The sequence below is a fragment of the Novosphingobium meiothermophilum genome (assembly GCF_003171715.1).
Taxonomy (GTDB): Bacteria; Pseudomonadota; Alphaproteobacteria; order Sphingomonadales; family Sphingomonadaceae; genus Novosphingobium; species Novosphingobium meiothermophilum.
Genome location: NZ_QGHL01000009.1, coordinates 15,382 through 33,795 on the forward strand (window position 1 = coordinate 15,382; position 18,414 = coordinate 33,795).

The window sequence follows — 18,414 nt, forward strand, 5'->3', positions numbered from 1 at the left end:
GCGGGGCGCTTCACTGGCCGTCCTCCGCTTCGGGCCGGGGCCGTGCGGGGGCTTCGGCCAGGCGCACGAGACCGTTCTTTCCCGCCGAGACAAGAATTTCGCGGCCGTGGAACTCAAGCACCGCCAGCCGCAGCGTGGGCGAAAGCATCTGCGTTTCCACGATCCGCACTGAACGCGGGGCATTGCCGCCGCCCATGAAGCGGCCTTCCATGCGCTTGGCGAACTTCAGGCTTGCCCATGCCAGAGCGCCGATCAACGGCAGCAGCACCATGAGCTTGAGCACATACCAGAACATCAGGCCGCATCTCCCTTCGATGCCGCCTTCGGTCCCTTGCCGCCAGCCGAGGGGGCAGAACCCTCATCCCCGTCCGTTCCTGCCAGTTCCACGATGCGCAGGCCGAAACGGTCGCCCTGCGCCACCACTTCGCCGCGTGCGATCAGCTTGCCGTTGACCATCACGTCAAGCAGTTCGTCGGTCAGCCGGTCGAGCATGACGACCGATTCTTCGGTCAGACCAAGCACGTCCTTGAGCTTCATCGAGGTGCGGCCAAGTTCAACGGTCAGGCGGACGTCGACATCCTTGAGGAAATCGAAACCGCGGGGCTGGAAGGTCATGCTGGAAGCCTCTTGTGACGTTCAGGAAAGCTGGGTGATCTGGATGGCGACGCGGTCTTCGAGCGCGCCGATTGTGCCAGTGGCATAGGTTCGTTCGCCCACCACCAGCGGCACGTTGCGCGCGATGGGCACGGACAGGATCTGTCCGACAGTCAGCCGCGAAACCGTGGCCAGCGGCAGGCGCTTGTCGACCAGCACCGCCCCCAGTTCCACCGGAATGTCGGCAAAGGGCGCATCGGTTGGCAGCGCAGGGCCGCGCGGCGGGCGTGCCGGGCGCTTCGCTTCGCCATGCGCGAACATCTGCGCCAGCGTTTCCAGCGGAAAGGCCAGCGCGATGGCCCATGGCATCCGCCCCTGTTCCACCACGTTGAGCGTAAGCCCCGCCACCTGCGTTTCGGCGGGCATGGCCTGAAGCTGGGCAAGGCTGGAATCCCGCCGCACCGCGCGGATCGCTCCGCCGTTTCCGCCCAGCGCCAGCCCAAGGCAGGCGGCCATGATCTGCTCGATCCGCCCGATCATCAGTTCGGCGGAAAGCGGGAACTCCCTTGGCAGTGATGCGGGCGTATCGCCGGGGCCGCCAAAGGCGCGGTCCACCATCCGCAGCACCGTCTCGCCTTCGATGGTCATCATGAACGGGGCCGCGCCGATCTGCATCAGGCTGTTGGCGGCAAGGCGCGGGATTTCCGAGCAGAAATCGGCAAAGTCGGTCTGCATCGGCTTCATCGGGTTGATCTGCGGCTCGTTTCCGCCCAGCAGCGGGGCCAGCGCCCCGCGCACGGCCTTGGCCAGACGCTCGCTCATCCGGGCCAGCGCGGGCACAAGTTCGGCGGTGTCCGGGCCGGGGCGCAGCAGCGCCGCATCGTGCTGCGCGATGGCACGTTCGGCAATGAAGGCGCGTTCGGGTTTCATGAGAGGCGGGGGGCTTTCTTGGCTTACTGGACGATGAAGGACTTGAAATAGACGTTGTCCACGCCGCCGAAGCCTTCGGTTTCGGTCAGGACACGGTTGATTTCGGCGGTCAGCCGCTTTTGCAGGCGGGCCTTCCCTTCAGGGCTGATGACATCCTCTTCCGGCGTATCGGCAATGGCGATGAGCAGCGCCGAACGGATGGCCAGCTCATGCTTCTTCATCCACGAAACGACGCGGTAATCACGCCGCGTGCTGGCCGAAATGTTCACCTGTAGCAGCGCGTCGGTGTTCTTGAGGTTCGAGGTGAAGTCCTCGGCGAAGTTGTAATAGACGGTGCGGAACTCGCTGCCGCCTTCGCCATCGACTTCCGCGCCGCCTTCCTCGCCTTCCTTGGCCTTGGGGGCATAGGGATCGACTTCGCCCTTGCGGATCAGCTTGGGGCTGTTGTCCTTCTTTTCCTCGGCATGGCCGCCTCCGATCACGCCGGCCGCAACCAGCCCGAACACGCCGCCGCCGCCTGCGCCCAGCAGGCCCACCGCCATGATGATCTTCATCATCATGCCGCCGCCCTTCTTCTTGGGCTTGGCTTCCTTCTCGCTCTTGTCGCTCATCGCTCGTCTTTCAGGATTGGATGGTCAGGGTCAGGCGTAGATGCCGTCCGGGCTGCCTGCTTGGGGGGCGCTGGCTCGCGCTGCGGGAGCACTGTCATCGCGGCGAACGGAAGGCGCTGCCTGCGGCGGCGCTCGCCCATCATCGCGCCCTATCTGCGCTTGCGGCTGGCGCTGGCCATGCCCGTCGGCCGAAGCCTGCATCGCGGCCTGCTGCTGGCTGCGGGTTTCGGACGATGAAGGCTGCCCGCGGTTGTCGGCCTGCGCGGCGGCGGCTTCGGCGCTGGCGTTCACCGCGCGGACAAAGCCGGGATCGGCGCTGCTCATCGTCACCGAAAGTGCGTCCGCGCCGGTTTCAAAGCGCAGCGAGACGCGGCCGAAATCGGTGTTGGTCACGGCAATGCTGAGCGGACGGGGAGATGCCTCCTCGCGGGCGCGGGCCAGCGTGTCGACCAGCGTGGCAAAGTCGATGCGCTCCGCCCGCACCGTGGAATGTGCGGACGGGGGCAGGGTGACCGCCGGTTCCACGGGCAGCGGGGTCTGCGCCATCACCGCCTGCGGCTGCGAGGCGCTTTCGGCGGGGGTGAGCGTCTCAGCGGCCAGCCTGCCCGGTTGCCCACCCGCCTGCGTTCCGGGTTGTGCAACGGGATTTTCTGCCGGTTCGCTGGCCGAACGGACTGCGCCCTGAACCGGATGCAGCCGGAGCGCGGCCTGCGGCTGCGGCCCTTCCACACCGGTTTGCGGGGATGCTGCGGAAGGCAGTGCAGATGCGGTGTCTGCCAGCAGCGCGGGCGCGCAGCCCGGCATCACCTCCTGCGGCAAAGCCTGCCTTGCAGCGAGGGCGATGGTGGGGGCGAGGGTGGGGGCGAGGGTGGGCGCGCGGGCAGCGGGCAGCGGCAATGCCGGGGGGAGAGCCGCTCTGTCTGCAAGGTCTGCCATTGCTGCGGGCGCTTGCGCCATCGCATCGGCAGGCGCCGGTTCGATCTCTATCCGTGCCATCCCCGCCAGAAGCGCTGCGGGAAGGGCCTTGGGTTGACCCGCGGGCACGGGTGACAGGCGAAGTTGCGGCTGCATGGACGAAGGCGCCCTGGCGACAGGGCTGCCGGGCGCATCCGGGGTGGTGGGTTCGGCTGGCGCACGCGGGGCCGCCGCCATCGGTTCGGCCACGGCGGCAAGGGGAAGCGCCGCCAGCGCGGCAGGTGCGGCATCCGCACGCATCGGGCCGTTTGGCACGGACGGCAGTTCTTCCGCGTCGGATGTCTCCCCGGACGCGGGAAGCGCATCACCCGCCATCGGGGTTTCCGAACGCGCCAAGGGCGCATCGCGTCGCGCCGCTGCGCGCGGTTGCGCATGACTTGCCTGCCGGACGGGGGCCGCAAGGATCGCGGCGAGACGGGCCTCGGCAGGTTCGGCCCGCTCGCTCTCGGCAGCGCTGGCCGAAGGGGATGCCGCCGGTGGCAGCCCCTCATCGGTCGGGGCCGCATGGGGAGCAGAGCGCGAGGCAGCGACAATCCGGGGAGCCATTGCCATCATGGCTGGTCCGGCGGTTGGCATCAGGGCCGCAAGCGATCGTTCGGCAACCTCGCCGTCCGATACGGCAACCGGCATTGCCGGACCCGGCAGGATCTTGCCGCTTTCCGGCAAAAGCGCGCCTGTCGGCACTGCTTCTGCCACTCCCGTCCCTGCCGCATCGGCCGTACTGCCGCCTTCGGCCGTCATGGGCCGGTCAATTCGCTGCTGCGCCAGAACATCCCCGAAGATCAGCGCGCCCGCAGCGATTGCGCCGTCATCTGCCGCATTCCCGGCAATCTGCGGCTGCGCGCCCGGAAGCGCCGGCACGGCCGCTTGCAGGGAAATGGCGGTGGCATCGAACATGGCGCAGGTCTCCGTCGCGGGCTGTTAACCCTGTTTATTCAAGACCCGTGCCAGAACCCTTCCTGCCGGTCGTAGGTATTGCCCCTGATGCGATCTTGCGGGCGATCAGGCGTTCCTGCGCCTCGGCGCGTTCCTCGACTGCGGCGCGGCGCCGCTCGGCGGCGGCGGCCTCCTCGGCGCGGGCATCGGCAATGCGGCGGGCGGTCTCGGCATCGGCGCGGGTCGTGCTGGCGATGCGGTCCAGCCCGGCAATGAACTGCCTGAGCTGTTGCAGCCCATGGGCATCGCGCGCATCGGTGCGCGCGGCATAATCGGCAGAAAGGCGGGCGGTGCGCTCGACCAGTCCCTGCAACTGCGCCAGCGTGCCTTCGGCCTTGCCCGCTTCGGCAAGGGCGGTCTGGCGGGCAATGTCGCGGATGCGCTCAAGCCGTTTCAGCCGGGCCAGCCGGGCGCGTTCGGCCTTCATGGGCCGATAAGCTGGCGCAGCGCCGCAATGCTTTGCGCCAGGGGCACGATCTCGCGCTGCGGCTGGTTGATGAACCCGCTCAGCGCATCGTGCATGGCAATCGCCCGGTCAAGCTGCGGGTCTGCGCCTGATCGGTAAGCCCCCATGAGCACCAGATCGCGGTTCGCTTCGTAGGCGGCCACCAGCGCGCGGAAGGTGCGCGCTGCCTGCTGGTGTTCGGCCGCGGTGATGTCGTTCATCACGCGGCTGAGCGAAGCGGCGATGTCTATGGCCGGATACTGCCCGCGCTGCGCCAGTTCGCGCGAAAGCACGATGTGCCCGTCAAGAATGGAACGGGCGGTATCCACCACCGGATCGTCCTGGTTGTCGCCATCGGCCAGCACGGTGTAAAGGCCCGTTACCGATCCGCCACTTTCGGCGGAATTGCCCGCGCGCTCCACCAGCTTGGTGATTGTCGCGAGCGCCGATGGCGGATAGCCACGCGCCGCGCCCGGTTCACCCAGCAGCAGCGCGATTTCCCGACCCGCGTGGGCCACACGCGTCAGGCTGTCCATTATGAGCAGCACGCGCTTGCCCTGCGCGCGGAAGTATTCGGCCAGTGCGGTGGCCATCATGGCGCCGCGAATGCGCAGGTTGGGAGCATGGTCGGCAGGCACCGCCACGATGACCGAACGCTCGCGCTTGGCCCCTTGCATGTGCCGTTCGACGAAATCGGAGACCTCGCGCGCACGCTCGCCAATCAGGCCAACGATCACGATCTCGGCCTCGGCGCCATGCGCGATCATGTCGAGCAGCACCGATTTGCCCACACCCGATCCCGCCATGATGCCGATGCGCTGGCCCACTCCGAATGTGGTGAGCGCGTTGAGCGCGCGCACGCCTGTGTCGAAAGCCATGCGCACCGGCGAACGATCCAGCGCGGCGGTGCGCACCCCGCCTGCGGGCCATTCACGGCGGCTGTGGATGGGGCCAAGCCCGTCGATCGGTTTGCCTTCGCCATCGATGGCGCGGCCAAGGAATGCCTCGCCCACCGGCACCATGCCGGGACGGCCTTCGGGGCGCACCTTTGCGCCGGGCCGCAGCAGCACCGGATCGCCCAGCAGCATCATCAGCGTGCGGCCATTGCGGAAGCCCACGGTTTCAGCCGACAGCGACCCTGCGCCATGGGCGATGCGGCACTGCGTGCCAATGGGGACCGAAAGGCCCGAAACCTCCAGCATTCCGCCATCGCAGGCCGCCAGCAGGCCATAGCGCGCCGGGGTGAAATCGGGTTCGCACACGGCCAGCTGGTCAAGCAGGGGTTCGATCAGGTTCAGCATTGCCGCAGCGCTTCCTCGATGGCGCGGCGCCATTGCTCAGGCCCGTCCTCCACTCCGCCCAGCGCGCCTTCCACCCGCACAGCGCCACGCTCCAGCGTGGCGTCCGGTTCGAAGTGCCAGTCTTCGGGCAGGCGCGCCGCGATCAGCGCAAGGTCTTCAGGATGCAGGCGGATGACCCGCGCATCTTCGGCGCGGGCCAGCATGGCGGCAGCCACCTGCACGCGCCGGGTCAGTCCTTCGGGATCGAGCGCGGCAGGGGCAATGGCCGCCTCGCACAGCGCAATCACCGTTTCGCGAAGGCGTTCCTGCAATTCGGCCTGCATCGCCGCATCCAGCCGGGTCAGCGCCAGTTCGATCCGGCTGCGCGCCGCATCCTGTTCGGCAATGATCTGGGCTGCGGCCTCCTGTGCATCGCCCAGCCCGCGCGCATAGCCATCGGCCCAGGCAGCGGCCACGGGGTCATCGTGCTGCCCGCCTTCGCCTGCGTCGGCGCTTTCGACGGGTGCAGGCGCAGGTTCGGCAGGCGGCACGGCGGCGGGCGCAAGTTCCCTGAAGAACCGCCGGTCCTGCGCAAAGCCGGTTGGAACCTGCGCCAGAGCGGCGAGCGAAACCGCGCGCGCAGGTTCAGACATAGTCGTCGTCGCCCGCGCCGAACACGATCACCCCTTCGGCCGAAAGACGGCGCGCGGCGGCCACCATGGCCTTCTGCGCCTCGATCACCTCGGCCATCTTCATGCGGCCGCGCGCGGCAATCTCGTCGCGGATGCCATCTGCCGCACGGGCCGACATGGCGCGGAAGAAGGCTTCGCGCTGCTCCTCGGCAATGCCTTTCAGCGCTGCGATCAGAGCATCGCTGTCCACCTCGCGCAGCAGCGCCCCCATCGACTTGTCGTCGAGCGCGAAGAGGTGCTCGAACTTGAACATCTCGTTCTCGATGGCCTTGGCAAGCTGGCGGTCCTGCTTGGCAATTTCGGGCATGACGCGCTTTTCCACCGCACGCACCGATGCGTTGATGATATCGGCCGCCTCGCGCGGGCCGCCCATGGAAAGCGCGCCGCGCCCGTGGCATTCCCCGATCCGGCGGTTCAGCATTTCCTCCAGCATCACGATGGCCTCCGGCGAGACCGGTCCGAGCGAGGCGATGCGGTGCACCACCTGCGGCTGCACATCGTCGGGCAGGCCATGCAGAACGGCGGCGGCCACTTCCGGATCAAGCTGCACCAGCAGCACCGCAATGGCCTGCGGGTGTTCGTCGCGGATCAAGGGCACGATCACCTGCGGGGTCAGCCACTTGGCCAGTTCGATCGTGGGCGTGCGCGAAGGATCGTCGGGCGCGATGCGCTGCATCAGGCTGTCGGCCTTCACCTCGCCCACCGCGCGGGTCATGAGCGAGCGCACCTGTCCGATCCGGTCATGCGCGACAAGGCCAAGCCGCTCGGTCTTCTCGACGAAGCCCGCGATGGCCTGGGCAATCGCCACGGGGCCGATTTCGCCCAGCGCGCACATCTTCTCGCCCAGAAGGCGCAGTTCGGCCGGTTCAAGCTGGGCAAGGATCTGCGCGGCCTGATCGTCCTCCAGCAGCATGACCATGACGGCCGCGCGTTCAGGGTCGGAAATCTGCGGCTCTTCCGCCACGATCTCGCTCATCTCGCTCATGCTGCGCCTTCCTCTTCAGGAGTCTTGAGCATCTGCTTCAGGGCCACCAGCGCGCTGTCGGGCTTTTCCACCACCAGCCGCTGTGCAAGGCTTACCTGACGGGCCAGCGCTTCGGCATCGACCACGCCGGTTGCCGGATCCTGCGCCGGCTGGATGGCTGCGGCCACTTCGGCAGCGGTTATTGCCGGGGCCGGATCACCGTCTGCCTCGGCTTGGCCGCTGGCGGCGGTGTCCTCGTCATTGCCGGTGGCAGCCACCGCGGGTTCTCGCTTCAGCGCCTTGATGAGCGGGCGCACGCCCAGGAGCAGCACCAAAAGCACCGCGATCAGCGCCACCGCATTGCGCAGGATCGTGGCGAACCACGGGGTTTCCCAGAAAGGCTGCGGTTCAACGCTTGCGGGCTTGAACGCGCGCACGGCCACGGCCACCTGATCGCCGCGCGCGGGATCGGCGCCCACGGCCGCGCTGACAAGCTGCTTGATCTGCTCGATGTCCTGCGGCTTTGCCTTGGCCATGGTTTCCGCACTCAGCGCCACCGCCACCGACAGGCGGCGCACCTTGCCGGGGGCCTGATTGGAAACCGCCACCTCGCGGCCCAGTTCATAGGTGCGGGTGGAACTGGTTTCCTCGTTGCGCTGGGGCGGCTGCGCGTTGGCAGGCGGGGTGCCCTGCGGTGCGCCGGGCTGGGCGGTGGTGGGCGGTGGCGGGGTATTGGCGGTCACGCCCGGAACGCCCTGCGCGGTGCCTGCCGCGGCCTGCTGCGATGCGCTCTGGCTTTCCTGCCGGATCACGCCTTCCTTGTCATAGCTTTCGCGGGCCGATGTCACCTGATCCATGTCGAGATCGACCTGAATCTCGGACGAGAAGTTGCCTTCGCCGAGCATCGGGGTGAGAAGCTGCGCCACCTGCTGGCGCAGCTTCTCCTCCATGCGTTGCTGCAATTCCAGCCGGTCCCCGTCGGCGCCGCTGGCTTCGGAAAGCAGGCGGCCGTGCTGATCGACCACGCGCACCGCATCGATCGAAAGTCCCGGCACCGATCCGGCCACAAGGTTCACGATGGCGCGCACCTGGCTTTCCGAAAGCTGGCGCCCGCGCTTCAGCTTCACCATGACCGAGGCCGAAGGCGGCACGTTCTCGCGCACGAAGACCGACTTTTCCGGCTCGGCCAGATGGACGCGCACCGCCTCCACCCCGTCGATTTCCATCATCGTCAGTTCCAGTTCGCGCTCGCGCGCGGCTTTCAGGCGCTGGCCTTCAAGCCCGCGGCTGGCCCCCATCGGCAGCTTGTCGAGCATCTGGATGCCGGTTTCGGGCGTGGCGATGGCCCCGTCGGATGCGGCGGCCATGCGCGCCTTGTAAAGATCATCCTCGCCCACAGTGATCGCGCCGGTGGCGTTGTCGATGCGATAGGCAATCGCCGCCTTGTCGAGGCTGGCGATCACTTCGGCGCGTTCGCCATCGGAAAGCTGGCTGTAAAGCACGCGCTGCGGGGCGGGCGCCATTGCCAGCCACAGCACGGCGGAAACGCCAGCGGCTGATGCGCCCGCGAACCACGGCAGGGCGCGGCGCACCGGCGGCTGGGCAAGGAAGGCTCTGGCCCGCGCGCCAAGGCTTCCGCCCGCCGGATCGCTCAGCGCGGCAAATGCCGAAGGCGCGGGAGGGGTGTCGGCAGCATCGGCCATCTAGTCACACTCCCATCCGCATGATGTCCTGATAGGCGGTCAGCAGCTTGTTGCGCACTTGCAGCGTGGCCTCGAAGGCAACGCCCGCCTCCTGCCGCGCCAGCATGACCTTGGCGATGTCCACCACCTCGCCCTTTTCATAGGCGGCGGTGATGTCGCTCGATTTCTGCTGCATGGCATTGACCGTATCGAGCGCGCCGCTCAGCGTATCGGTAAAGCTGCCCGCCGGGCCGGAAGGGGCCGCGCCCGATGCAGCCTGCGCGCCGTCGGGGGTGCGCACCTGCTGGAGCAGTTGCGAACGCTCCATGATTTGCTGGCGCAGGGCCATGATGTCCTGAATGCCCGCGGCCCTGCCGCCGATGCCGGAGATGCCGCTCATCGCCGGCCACCTGCCACGCGGCCGCCCACATCGATCCCGGCCTCACGGAAGCTGGCCAGCCGATAGCGCAGTGTGCGCTCCGAAATGCCAAGCTGGCGGGCCGCGGCCACGCGGCTGCCGTTGCAGGCATCAAGGGTTGCCAGGATCGCGCGCGCCTCCGACATCTGCACGATGTTGGAAAGCCGCGCATCGCCCGGTGCGGGCACGGGCAGCGGTTCGTTGACGAGCCGGGCCGGACGGTCGAACACGATATGCTGCGTGGCGATGACCGGAGCATTGCCTGCCAGCACCAGCGCGCGGCGCATGACGTTTTCCAGCTCGCGCACGTTGCCGGGCCAGGTGTGCGCCGCCAGCATGGCCAGAGCCTCGTCGGAAATCCAGGGCGCCTTGGCTGCATGGCGCAGCGCCATGGCAAAGGCCAGCGGGGCAATGTCATCGGGCCGCTCGCACAGCGCGCGAAGCGAGAGCGGAAACACGTTGAGCCGGTAATAGAGATCGGCGCGGAAACGCCCTTCCTCCACTTCCAGCGGAAGATCGCGGTTGGCGCAGGCGATCACGCGCACGTCCACCTTCACGGGCTGGGTTGCGCCCAGCGGCACCACTTCGCCTTCCTGAAGCGCGCGCAGCAGCTTGGCCTGAAGCGGCAGCGGCATTTCAGCGATCTCGTCAAGCAGCAGAGTGCCGCCATCGGCCGCGCGGAAAAAGCCCTCGCTGGCCGCGTTCGCCCCGGTGAAGGCGCCCTTCTGGTGGCCGAAAAGAAGTGCTTCCAGCATGGCTTCGGGCATGGCCGCGCAGTTGATCGCCACGAACGGCTTGTCCTTGCGGGCAGACCGTTCGTGGATGAAGCGGCTCAGCACTTCCTTGCCGGTGCCGGTCGGGCCGTTGATGAGCACGGGAATGTCGGTCGCGGCGATACGCTCGGCAAGGGCCAGGACGGAAAGGCTTTCGGGATCGGCGGCAATCGGCGCGCCGGGCCTTGCCGCGCAGGCCAGCAGTGCGGCCAGCGCCGCCTCGCCCGCGCCATCGGCATAACGCAGCGTGGCCACCCGGCTGCCCGCCGCGCGTTCGATCGCCGGAGCAGAGGCCCGTTCCAGCAGCACCGTCTGCACGCGCGCGGGCGGGGTGGCATTCTCGAAGGCATCCGCCAGCAGCGCCTCGCCGTCCGCGCCATAGCTGGAAAGCACCGCTGCCGCGCGCTGGACCAGCGCCGGATGTGCCTTTGCCGCTGCCTCGGTGAACCGTAGTGCCCCGCAATCCCGAATCATCTGATGACCCTCGTTAACCATCCCGTCTGGCCGCATCTTTCGCGCGGGACCGACAAACAGGTTGAAACTTTAAGGGGCAGGGAAACCCGTAGTGCGACTACTTAGGGGCGGCAGTCTTTTGCCGGGGGGCGGCTTAAATCCGGCGAACCTTTGCCGGTCTTTGCTTCGACAGCCGCGTCGATCCACATGACCCGGCGGTCCATTCGGGAACGACACTACCCCCTACCGGAGACTGGAAAATGGCGGTTATCAACACCAACATCAGCGCGATCAAAGCGGCAAACTCATCGACTTCTGCGGGCAAGATGCTCGGCACGGCGATGGAGCGTCTGTCGACCGGCAAGCGCATCAACAGCGCCAAGGACGACGCGGCGGGTCTGGCCATTGCCACGACCATGACCTCGCAGATCCGCGGCATGGCCCAGGGCGTGCGCAACGCCAACGACGGCATCAGCCTTGCGCAGACCGCGGAAGGTGCGCTGGGCGAAGTGACGAACATGCTCCAGCGTGTCCGTGAACTGGCCGTTCAGTCGGCTTCGGGCACCTACCAGACGTCCGACCGCGAAGCGATGGACGCCGAAGTGCAGGAACTGACCACGCAGATCAACGATGTGCTCGCCAACACCAAGTTCAACGGCACCAACCTGTTCGGCACTTCGGACACGACCTTCACCATCCAGACCGGCGCTGAAACCACCGACACGGTGGATATCACCAGCAAGGGGATCGCGACCGTCTCGTTCGATGTCACCACGTCGGGCGGCGCCACCACCGCGATCGGCGATGCCGATACCGCACTTGCCGAAGTGAGCGCCGCGCGCGCCCAGTTCGGTGCCGGCCAGAACCGTCTGGAATCGGTGGTGAACAACCTGAACGACAACATCACCAACCTGTCGGATGCGCGCTCGCGCATTCAGGATGCCGATTATTCGGCGGAAACCACGGCCATGGCCAAGGCGCAGATCCTCAGCCAGGCGTCCACCGCGATGATCGCGCAGGCCAACCAGAGCCAGCAGAACGTGCTGTCGCTGCTGCGTTAAGCAAACCCTCCCAACACCCGCGCGCGCCTCCACCGCGCGCGGGTCTCATCGCCCGGCGGCCCTTTCCCAAGGCCGCCGGGCGCTTTGTCGTTCCTGCTGTCGTGGCACTACGTGATTGTCCTAGGGTAATTCCGGTTAAGCGATTGAGCGGAGTTAACGATTCTCGGCCCGCTCGCGTAAATCCCTATCCCTTAGCCAGCCCCGCAACAAAGCGTTGGGGGAAGTTTTGGTGCAGGCAGTCCTGGCCGTGAAGAACAGCACGCCGCCGGTCCGCAGAGTCAAACCCGCCGTTACCGGTGGCACGACGCTCGACGAGATGGAACGCATCTTCCGCAAGCTCGATACGCGGATCGTCTTTCTGCGCGACAAGGCTCTGGACGAACGCATGGCCTGGCTGACGGAGATCTATGGAAACCTCGCCCAGTTCCGCTACTTCGAGCACTCGACTATCGCCTTCTCCTCGGCACGCGAGGACTATTGCGTATTCATTGCTCATGGTGAGGATCCGCTAAGGCTCGGCAAGATCCTGCGCCGCAACCGACCCATCCTTGCCAGCAGGATCAAGGTGGCGCTGATGGCGCAAAGCTTGCCGCAGGATCGCGCGCAGCTTCTAAATGCGGGGTATGATCTGGTGGTTGACACCCGGATGGCCCCGGCAGAGTTCGTGGCGCGGATCGCCTCGATCCATACCCGCCAGTTCCGTCATGCTCCTCGCATCGTAGGGCCGCTCGATGATCTGCGGGTGGTGCTGCGGCGCTTCGTGGCGCCCGATGTGCCGATGGAAAGCCTCAGTAACCGCGAGCTGCTGCTTCTGGCGCGACTGGCCGCGCGCAAGGGACTGTCTGTCCATGCTTCCGAGCTGGCCAAATCTGCCGAAGGTCATCACACCGAATTGACTCGCAAATCGCTGTGCGTCGCTATCTCACGCCTGCGCCGCAAGCTCGATCCGGGCTATGAGATCGTGTCTGATTACCTGAATGGCTACGTGTTTCGGAGTCGGCAGAAGAAGTGATGTAGTCGGCTCAAGCCTGAAAAGGTGGTCTGCGAAAGGTCGATGGCGCCGTGTTATGACGCATTGCGGTTAACGATTTGAAATGCGCACCGCTAACGCTCTCGATACTATCCCGTTGCTGGATCATGTCTAGCCTCGTCAATAGGACAGGAGGATCGACATCCTGCGATTGCGCGGGTCGGCGGGGTTGTCCTGCACCAGCGGTTCGCGGTCGGCCACGCCTTCAATGCGGCGAAAGCGGCCTTCGGCAATGCCCTGGCGCATGAGCGCCTGACGGGTTGCCTCGGCGCGTCCGGCTGAAAGCGACCAGTTGTTGGCAACGCCCGTCTTCCACGGCAGGGAATCGGTGTGGCCGCGAATGGTGAACTGGCTGGTATCGGGGGCCACGGCCTGCCCGATGGCGCGCAGCAATTCCGCCGCATCCGGGGTGAGCACCGTGGTGCCAAGCAGGAACATCGAGAAATCGGCATCGTCCACCAGATCGAGGCGGATCCCGTCGGGCGTTTCGGTGATGCGCACCTGCCGGGCCAGCTTGCGCAGCTTTTCCGACTGGGCCAGCTTCTGCGCGATCCGTTCCTTCATGGTCTGCACGCGCTTGACCTTGCTGCCGCCTTCCTTGGCACCGCCCGTGGCATCGCGCGGAACCGTCAGGGTCTTGTTGCCCGTCTGCCCGGCCCGGTTGGGGTAGTCATCCGCATCGGTCAGCGATGATCCGCCCAGCACGCCATGGCCGCCCGCGCTGCCCTGCTTCACTTTCACCAGCGTGGGGGTGAAGTAGTCGGCAATGCCCTTGCGCTGCTTCTCGGTGGTGGCACCCAGCAGCCACATCAGCAGGAAGAACGCCATCATCGCGGTCACGAAGTCGGCATAGGCCACCTTCCACGCGCCGCCGTGATGGCCACCGGCCACCACCGTGATCTTCTTCACGATGATCGGTCTGGGCGGCTCATTCTTGCCTCTTGCCGGTGCCTTGGCCATTGGTCAGGTGCCTTTATCTGCCGCGCAGCGCGTCGAGCAGTTCGGACAGGCCGGGGCGGAAGGCATGGCCAAGCCCGGACCGTGCGCTTTCCACCACCAGCGGCTGCGGCCAGCCGTGAAGCGATGCGATGATGACCTGCTTCACCGCCTGGAAGATCATCTCGTCCTGTTCCAGCACCTGCTTCAGCCTGCCCGCCATCGGTCCCACGATGCCATAGGCCAGCAGCACGCCCAGAAAGGTGCCGACCAGCGCCGAGCCGATCATACCGCCCAGCACCGAGGGCGGCTTGTCGATCGATCCCATGGTCTTCACCACGCCCAGCACGGCAGCCACGATGCCAAGCGCAGGCAGCGCGTCGGCCAGCCCCTGCATGGCGTGCTGCGCTTCATGTTCTTCGTGGAAATGGGTTTTCATGGCGTGATCCATGACCTCTTCCACGGCATGAACTTCCAGCGTGCCGGACGAGACAACGATCAGCGTCAGCGTGTCGCAGATGAGCGAGATGAGCGGGCCATTGGCCAGAAGGCGCGGATACTCGGCAAAGATGGGCGAGTTCTTGGGGTCGGTCACATGGCTTTCCAGCGCCACCGGACCATCGCTGCGCAGGATCTTCATCAGCTTGGTGCACAGCACGATTGCATCGACATGATCCTGCTTGGTGTGCTTCGGCCCCTTGAAGGTCTTGGCAAAGCCCGCGCCGATGCCTTTCAACTCGTGCATCGAATTGCCGGTGATGACCGCGCCCACCGCCGCCCCGCCGATGATGAGCATTTCGTGCGGCAGTGCGTGCATGACCGGGCCAAGCGCGCCGCCGGTTATGGCGAAACCGCCGAACACCATGGCAATGAGGACGACGAGGCCGATCGCTACGAACATGAAACTCTATCCCGGTCTGGCGGCGCGGCCGATCAGCGCAGCACGCTGAACAACGAAAGGTTGGCCAGCTTGGCAAAGCTGGCCTGACTGGCTTCGAGCACGAGCATCGTGCTTTGCAGCCGCGCGATGGATTCGGTGAGGTCGCTTGCCCCCACTTCGTTCTTTTCGGACAGGCGCAGATCGGCCAGCGCAGTGCGCCGCTCGGTATTGAGGTCGATCCAGTTGAGCCGCGCGCCGATCACCGTCTGCGCGGTTGTTACCGCGTCCAGCCCGTCGCCCAGCGCCGCGAGAGCCGCGTTTGCCGCGGCTGCGCTTCCGGTTCCGCCTTGCAGCGCATCGGCAAGGTCTTTCGTCACGGCCAGCAGATCGAGGCTGGCGCCGCCCGAAGTGAACTGAAGGAACTCCGGTCCGGTCAGGCCGCGGGTCACGCTCTGCCCGTCGCCAAGGGCGACGCTGGGCGCCTGCGCGGTGCCGATATAGGTGGCATTGCCCGCCGCATCGAGCGCATAGGCCGCGCCCGCACTCTCTCCGCCGAACAGGGCATTGCCCGCGCTGTCGCGTGCGTTGGCCAGCGTAATCAGGGTGTTGCGGATCTGCGCCACTTCCGCGCCAATGCCTGCGCGCTGGCTCTCGCTCAGGGTGGAGGACGCGGCCTGGGTCGCCAGTTCCTGCAGGCGGATGATCGAATTGGCCACCTGCGAAAGCGCATCGTCGGCAAGCGAAAGATCGGCCGTGGCCCGATTGGCGGCAGCGGTATCGATCCGGTCGAAGGTATCCGCGCGCGCAAGACGGCGCAGGCGCGATGCGGCAACCGGATCGTCCGATGATCGTTGCAGGCGCTGGCCGGTGCTGATTTCGGCCTGCGTCTCTTCGGCCTGCCTGCGCAGGGCGGAAAGGTCTGCCACGGACCTTTCGAAGAAGGCGGCTGTCGATGTGCCGAAGATCGTGCTCATGCCTGTTTACCTGCCGCTCATCTGCCGATCACCGGATCGCCAGAAGGGTTTCGAAGATATCCGATGCTACCTGCATCACCTTTCCGGACGCCTGAAACGCCTGCTGGAATCTTACTAGGTTGACCGCTTCCTGATCGAGATCGACGCCCGATTGTGCGGCCAGCGCCACTTTCGCGGTCGACGCGATGGTCTGGAGCGCGCCCAGCGTCACATTGCGCCCGGCAAGGGTGCCGGAAATGTCGAACAGGATTGCATCCATCGTGCCTGCCGGGTCCACCGCGCCAAGCGCGCTGCGGATTGCGGCAAGGTTCGTCGCGTCGCGGCTGCCCGCCGGGCTGCCTGCCGGGGCGGTGGCAATGCGCCGTCCGTCGCCGGTGGCAAGATCCATCGTGGCCGCGCTCGTTCCTGCAAGGATGGGCGCGCCGGGATTGCCATCAAGATCCGCCCCGGCGCCCTGCGCGGTATTGAAGGCCGTGACGATACTGGCCGCCAGCGTATCGAGATCGGCCTTGATCTGCGCGTTCTTGGCCAGCGCAAGCTGCTGTCCGGCCAGCGATCCGCCCCCCAGCGTCAGCGGCGCGCCGCCCACGTCGAAGCTGATCGTGCCATCGCCGGGATCGACCGCGATGCCAGCCTGCACCGCGCTGTTCCCGGTCACGAGATCAAGTCCGTTGGCGCCGCCCAGCTTTACCGCCACTTGCCCGTCGGGCGCGAAGGTGGTGCCCACATTGCCAAAGGTGCTCAGTTCCTCCAGCAGCTTGTCGCGCTGGTCGAGCAAGGCAGTCTTGTCGCTGCTGGCATCGGATGCGCGGGCAAGGCGCGCGTTGGTGCGGGCCAGCTCCTGCGCGATGCGGTTGACCTGCGTGATGCCGTCGGTTGCCAGAAAGCGCTGGCCATCGCCTGCCGCGTCGAGTTCCTGCGCGGCAATGCGGAACGTGCCCGCCATGGTGCGCGCGCGTTCGATCACGCTTGCGCGCAGCGATGTGTCGGTGGGGTTCTGCGTCAATTGTTGCAGCGAGGCTTCGAAATCCACGATCGCCTGATAGACGCCCGATTGCTCGATCGCGGATTCGATGTTCGTCAGCCCCGAAACTTCGGCGCTGGCGCGCGCCACGTCCGATCCGGTGCGGCGCACTTCGGCCTGGCGAAAGGCATCGGCATTGCGCACGATGCGATCAAGCCGCACGCCTGAAAGCGAAAGATCGCCGATGCGGTAAGGCCCGCCGCTGGCCGCCACCTCGCTGAAGGCGGCAGAGCGCCGGACGTAGCCGGTAGAACCGGCATTGGCGATGTTCTGCGCGGTGATATCAAGGCCGATCTTGGCGGCCTGCACCCCGCTGCGCGCGATCGAGAGGAGATCCGAGGCCATGGCTTATGTCTCCGCGGCTGCGCTGGTCTGCTGCGGCACCAGCCCCGCCAGATGGCGTTCGATCTGCGCGGCAAGGCCGAGCGCGCCGGTCTGCGAGGCGATTTCGGCAAAGCGCTCGTCGCGCATCTGCACGAAGGTCTGGTCCATTTTGCCGAAAACGTCGTCCTTGCCGAAATCCACCGCGCGCGCGGCGGCCAGCATCTGACGCACGAAGATCGCCTCGAACTGCCGTGCCGCGCTGGCCAGCTTCTCGCGGTCGGATGGCGCTTTGGGCGCCAGAGATGGCGCACCTGCGGGCGTGGAAACCGGGGTCATATCACCACCATTTCGGCCTTGAGCGCACCGGCCTGCTTGAGCGCTTCGAGAATTGCGACAAGATCGGGCGGGCTGGTGCCCAGCTTGTTCAGTGCATCGACCAGCGAGGACAGCGAAGCGCCGGGGCGGAACAGCGCCACTTTGGCTTCCTGCTCGGCCACGTCGATCTGGCTGTTCGGCACCACCACGGTCTGCCCCCGGCTGAAAGGGGCGGGCTGCGAGACTTGCGGCTTCTCGTCGATCTTCACCACCAGACGGCCATGGCTGATCGCTGCGGGCGAAAGGCGCACCGCACTGTTGATGACCACCGTGCCGGTGCGGCTGTTGACGATCACGCGCGCCGGGGTTTCGGCAGGGGTCACTTCCAGCATCTCGATTGTCGCCATGGCGCTTGCGCGCGCGTCGGCCCCTGCGGGCAGACGCAGCGCCAGCGTCACGCCGTCCTCGATCGTGGCAGACTGGGGGAAGCGCTGGTTGATGGCATCGCGCACGCGCTGCGCGGTCAGGAAATCGGCTTCGAACAGGTTCCAGCGCAGCACTTCGCTGCTGTCGAAACCGGTCGATACCGCGCGTTCGACAGTGGCCCCTTCGGCGATACGGCCCACCGTGGGCACGTTGACCGTAAGCTGCGATCCATCGCGCGCGGCAATGCCAAGACCGCCCACGGCAAGGTTGCCCTGCGCCATGGCATAGATCTGTCCGTCCGCGCCATAGAGCGGCGCAAGGATCAGCGCGCCGCCGCGCAGCGATTTGGCGCGCCCGATGGTCGATACGGTCACGTCGATGCGCTGGCCCGGCTTGGCAAAGGCGGGAAGTTCGGCCGTCACCATGACCGCGGCGGCGTTCTTGAGCGGGGGCGAAACCCCCGGTGGCAACTGCACGCCCAGCCGCCCGGCGGTGCCGCGCATGGCCTGGGTCAGGTATTCGAGATTGTCGTCACCCGTGCCCGCAAGCCCCACGACGATGCCGTAGCCGGTAAGCTGGTTGCCGCGCACGCCCTGAAACGCGCCCAGATCGCGCACACGTTCTGCCATAACGGGCGCGGGCAGCAGCGCGGCCAGTGCCATCAGCAGGGGAAGAAGCCATCGGTGCATCG

Annotated in this window: 20 protein-coding genes; 2 read left to right on the forward strand and 18 right to left on the reverse strand. The window is 66.7% G+C overall.

Annotation, left to right across the window (positions count from 1 at the left end; genetic code table 11):
- Window positions 1-10: 10 nt before the first annotated feature.
- Genes DKM43_RS10750 through DKM43_RS10805 form a run of 12 tightly spaced genes read right to left on the reverse strand, consistent with a single transcriptional unit; the run spans window position 11 to window position 10,774 of the window.
- Window positions 11-295 carry a flagellar biosynthetic protein FliO gene (locus tag DKM43_RS10750; RefSeq protein WP_109798519.1) on the reverse strand — a complete coding sequence of 95 codons (285 nt, stop codon included), beginning with the start codon at window positions 293-295 and terminating at the stop codon, window positions 11-13.
- Window positions 295-615, reverse strand: a complete 321-nt coding sequence (gene fliN / locus DKM43_RS10755) for a flagellar motor switch protein FliN (protein ID WP_109798520.1) — start codon at window positions 613-615, stop codon at window positions 295-297. Before fliN ends, DKM43_RS10750 begins: the two co-directional genes overlap by 1 nt.
- 21 nt (window positions 616-636) lie before the next feature.
- A complete protein-coding gene (locus DKM43_RS10760; RefSeq protein ID WP_109798521.1) occupies window positions 637-1,524 on the reverse strand; it encodes a FliM/FliN family flagellar motor switch protein in 888 nt (295 codons plus the stop codon).
- 23 nt (window positions 1,525-1,547) lie between these two features.
- A complete protein-coding gene (locus DKM43_RS10765) occupies window positions 1,548-2,135 on the reverse strand; it encodes a flagellar basal body-associated FliL family protein (protein WP_109798522.1) in 588 nt (195 codons plus the stop codon).
- A gap of 30 nt (window positions 2,136-2,165) precedes the next feature.
- Window positions 2,166-4,007 (reverse strand): hypothetical protein, encoded by a 1,842-nt coding sequence (locus DKM43_RS10770; RefSeq protein ID WP_109798523.1) that lies wholly within the window; start codon window positions 4,005-4,007, stop codon window positions 2,166-2,168.
- Window positions 4,008-4,041: 34 nt separating this feature from the next.
- Complete coding sequence (locus DKM43_RS10775; protein WP_109798524.1) at window positions 4,042-4,473, reverse strand: hypothetical protein; 432 nt, start codon at window positions 4,471-4,473, stop codon at window positions 4,042-4,044.
- Window positions 4,470-5,792 (reverse strand): FliI/YscN family ATPase, encoded by a 1,323-nt coding sequence (locus DKM43_RS10780; RefSeq protein ID WP_109798525.1) that lies wholly within the window; start codon window positions 5,790-5,792, stop codon window positions 4,470-4,472. Before DKM43_RS10780 ends, DKM43_RS10775 begins: the two co-directional genes overlap by 4 nt.
- Window positions 5,786-6,424: a FliH/SctL family protein gene (locus DKM43_RS10785; RefSeq protein WP_109798526.1), complete on the reverse strand. Its 639-nt coding sequence runs from the start codon at window positions 6,422-6,424 to the stop codon at window positions 5,786-5,788. The genes DKM43_RS10780 and DKM43_RS10785 overlap by 7 nt, the downstream gene beginning before the upstream one ends.
- The gene (gene fliG, locus DKM43_RS10790) at window positions 6,417-7,448 is read right to left on the reverse strand and encodes a flagellar motor switch protein FliG (RefSeq protein ID WP_330857635.1); all 1,032 of its coding nucleotides are present in this window, start codon (window positions 7,446-7,448) and stop codon (window positions 6,417-6,419) included. Before fliG ends, DKM43_RS10785 begins: the two co-directional genes overlap by 8 nt.
- Window positions 7,445-9,130, reverse strand: a complete 1,686-nt coding sequence (fliF, locus tag DKM43_RS10795) for a flagellar basal-body MS-ring/collar protein FliF (protein WP_109798527.1) — start codon at window positions 9,128-9,130, stop codon at window positions 7,445-7,447. Before fliF ends, fliG begins: the two co-directional genes overlap by 4 nt.
- Window positions 9,131-9,134: 4 nt before the next feature.
- Window positions 9,135-9,509 (reverse strand): flagellar hook-basal body complex protein FliE, encoded by a 375-nt coding sequence (gene fliE / locus DKM43_RS10800; RefSeq protein ID WP_109798528.1) that lies wholly within the window; start codon window positions 9,507-9,509, stop codon window positions 9,135-9,137.
- Window positions 9,506-10,774: a sigma-54 interaction domain-containing protein gene (locus tag DKM43_RS10805; RefSeq protein WP_109798529.1), complete on the reverse strand. Its 1,269-nt coding sequence runs from the start codon at window positions 10,772-10,774 to the stop codon at window positions 9,506-9,508. The genes fliE and DKM43_RS10805 overlap by 4 nt, the downstream gene beginning before the upstream one ends.
- A 239-nt stretch (window positions 10,775-11,013) precedes the next feature.
- Between DKM43_RS10805 and DKM43_RS10810 the strand changes: the two genes are divergently transcribed.
- Both DKM43_RS10810 and DKM43_RS10815 read left to right on the forward strand, forming a co-directional pair.
- Window positions 11,014-11,814 (forward strand): flagellin N-terminal helical domain-containing protein, encoded by an 801-nt coding sequence (locus tag DKM43_RS10810; protein WP_109798530.1) that lies wholly within the window; start codon window positions 11,014-11,016, stop codon window positions 11,812-11,814.
- A gap of 229 nt (window positions 11,815-12,043) precedes the next feature.
- The gene (locus tag DKM43_RS10815) at window positions 12,044-12,826 is read left to right on the forward strand and encodes a winged helix-turn-helix domain-containing protein (RefSeq protein WP_145960503.1); all 783 of its coding nucleotides are present in this window, start codon (window positions 12,044-12,046) and stop codon (window positions 12,824-12,826) included.
- Window positions 12,827-12,964: 138 nt separating this feature from the next.
- On the opposite strand, the gene DKM43_RS10820 is transcribed toward DKM43_RS10815, so the two are convergent.
- The 6 genes from DKM43_RS10820 to DKM43_RS10845 are packed head-to-tail and all read right to left on the reverse strand — an operon-like array spanning window position 12,965 to window position 18,412.
- Window positions 12,965-13,804, reverse strand: a complete 840-nt coding sequence (locus DKM43_RS10820) for a flagellar motor protein MotB (RefSeq protein WP_109798532.1) — start codon at window positions 13,802-13,804, stop codon at window positions 12,965-12,967.
- 13 nt (window positions 13,805-13,817) lie between these two features.
- Entirely contained in the window at window positions 13,818-14,681 is an 864-nt protein-coding gene (gene motA / locus DKM43_RS10825; protein ID WP_109798533.1) for a flagellar motor stator protein MotA, read from the reverse strand.
- Between the two features lie 32 nt (window positions 14,682-14,713).
- Window positions 14,714-15,634, reverse strand: coding sequence for a flagellin N-terminal helical domain-containing protein (locus DKM43_RS10830; RefSeq protein WP_109798534.1), 921 nt, complete (start codon window positions 15,632-15,634; stop codon window positions 14,714-14,716).
- A 28-nt stretch (window positions 15,635-15,662) separates the two neighbouring features.
- Window positions 15,663-17,003, reverse strand: coding sequence for a flagellar hook-associated protein FlgK (flgK, locus tag DKM43_RS10835; RefSeq protein ID WP_109798535.1), 1,341 nt, complete (start codon window positions 17,001-17,003; stop codon window positions 15,663-15,665).
- A gap of 3 nt (window positions 17,004-17,006) precedes the next feature.
- Window positions 17,007-17,318, reverse strand: a complete 312-nt coding sequence (locus tag DKM43_RS10840; protein ID WP_109798536.1) for a flagellar biosynthesis protein FlgJ — start codon at window positions 17,316-17,318, stop codon at window positions 17,007-17,009.
- A complete protein-coding gene (locus tag DKM43_RS10845; protein ID WP_109798587.1) occupies window positions 17,315-18,412 on the reverse strand; it encodes a flagellar basal body P-ring protein FlgI in 1,098 nt (365 codons plus the stop codon). Before DKM43_RS10845 ends, DKM43_RS10840 begins: the two co-directional genes overlap by 4 nt.
- Between the last annotated feature and the right edge of the window lie 2 nt (window positions 18,413-18,414).

Bases quoted from the DNA above. Each gene is read 5' to 3' on its own strand.
- DKM43_RS10780 (WP_109798525.1), bottom strand. From the start codon at position 5,792: ATGCTGAACCTGATCGAACCCCTGCTTGACCAGCTGGCCGTGTGCGAA.
- fliE (WP_109798528.1), bottom strand. From the start codon at position 9,509: ATGAGCGGCATCTCCGGCATCGGCGGCAGGGCCGCGGGCATTCAGGAC.
- DKM43_RS10820 (WP_109798532.1), bottom strand. From the start codon at position 13,804: ATGGCCAAGGCACCGGCAAGAGGCAAGAATGAGCCGCCCAGACCGATC.
- DKM43_RS10840 (WP_109798536.1), bottom strand. From the start codon at position 17,318: ATGACCCCGGTTTCCACGCCCGCAGGTGCGCCATCTCTGGCGCCCAAA.
- fliN (WP_109798520.1), bottom strand. From the start codon at position 615: ATGACCTTCCAGCCCCGCGGTTTCGATTTCCTCAAGGATGTCGACGTC.
- motA (WP_109798533.1), bottom strand. From the start codon at position 14,681: ATGTTCGTAGCGATCGGCCTCGTCGTCCTCATTGCCATGGTGTTCGGC.
- DKM43_RS10810 (WP_109798530.1), top strand. From the start codon at position 11,014: ATGGCGGTTATCAACACCAACATCAGCGCGATCAAAGCGGCAAACTCA.
- DKM43_RS10830 (WP_109798534.1), bottom strand. From the start codon at position 15,634: ATGAGCACGATCTTCGGCACATCGACAGCCGCCTTCTTCGAAAGGTCC.
- DKM43_RS10770 (WP_109798523.1), bottom strand. From the start codon at position 4,007: ATGTTCGATGCCACCGCCATTTCCCTGCAAGCGGCCGTGCCGGCGCTT.
- DKM43_RS10805 (WP_109798529.1), bottom strand. From the start codon at position 10,774: ATGATTCGGGATTGCGGGGCACTACGGTTCACCGAGGCAGCGGCAAAG.
- DKM43_RS10775 (WP_109798524.1), bottom strand. From the start codon at position 4,473: ATGAAGGCCGAACGCGCCCGGCTGGCCCGGCTGAAACGGCTTGAGCGC.
- DKM43_RS10845 (WP_109798587.1), bottom strand. From the start codon at position 18,412: ATGCACCGATGGCTTCTTCCCCTGCTGATGGCACTGGCCGCGCTGCTG.
- fliF (WP_109798527.1), bottom strand. From the start codon at position 9,130: ATGGCCGATGCTGCCGACACCCCTCCCGCGCCTTCGGCATTTGCCGCG.
- DKM43_RS10765 (WP_109798522.1), bottom strand. From the start codon at position 2,135: ATGAGCGACAAGAGCGAGAAGGAAGCCAAGCCCAAGAAGAAGGGCGGC.
- flgK (WP_109798535.1), bottom strand. From the start codon at position 17,003: ATGGCCTCGGATCTCCTCTCGATCGCGCGCAGCGGGGTGCAGGCCGCC.
- DKM43_RS10785 (WP_109798526.1), bottom strand. From the start codon at position 6,424: ATGTCTGAACCTGCGCGCGCGGTTTCGCTCGCCGCTCTGGCGCAGGTT.
- DKM43_RS10760 (WP_109798521.1), bottom strand. From the start codon at position 1,524: ATGAAACCCGAACGCGCCTTCATTGCCGAACGTGCCATCGCGCAGCAC.
- fliG (WP_330857635.1), bottom strand. From the start codon at position 7,448: ATGAGCGAGATGAGCGAGATCGTGGCGGAAGAGCCGCAGATTTCCGAC.
- DKM43_RS10750 (WP_109798519.1), bottom strand. From the start codon at position 295: ATGTTCTGGTATGTGCTCAAGCTCATGGTGCTGCTGCCGTTGATCGGC.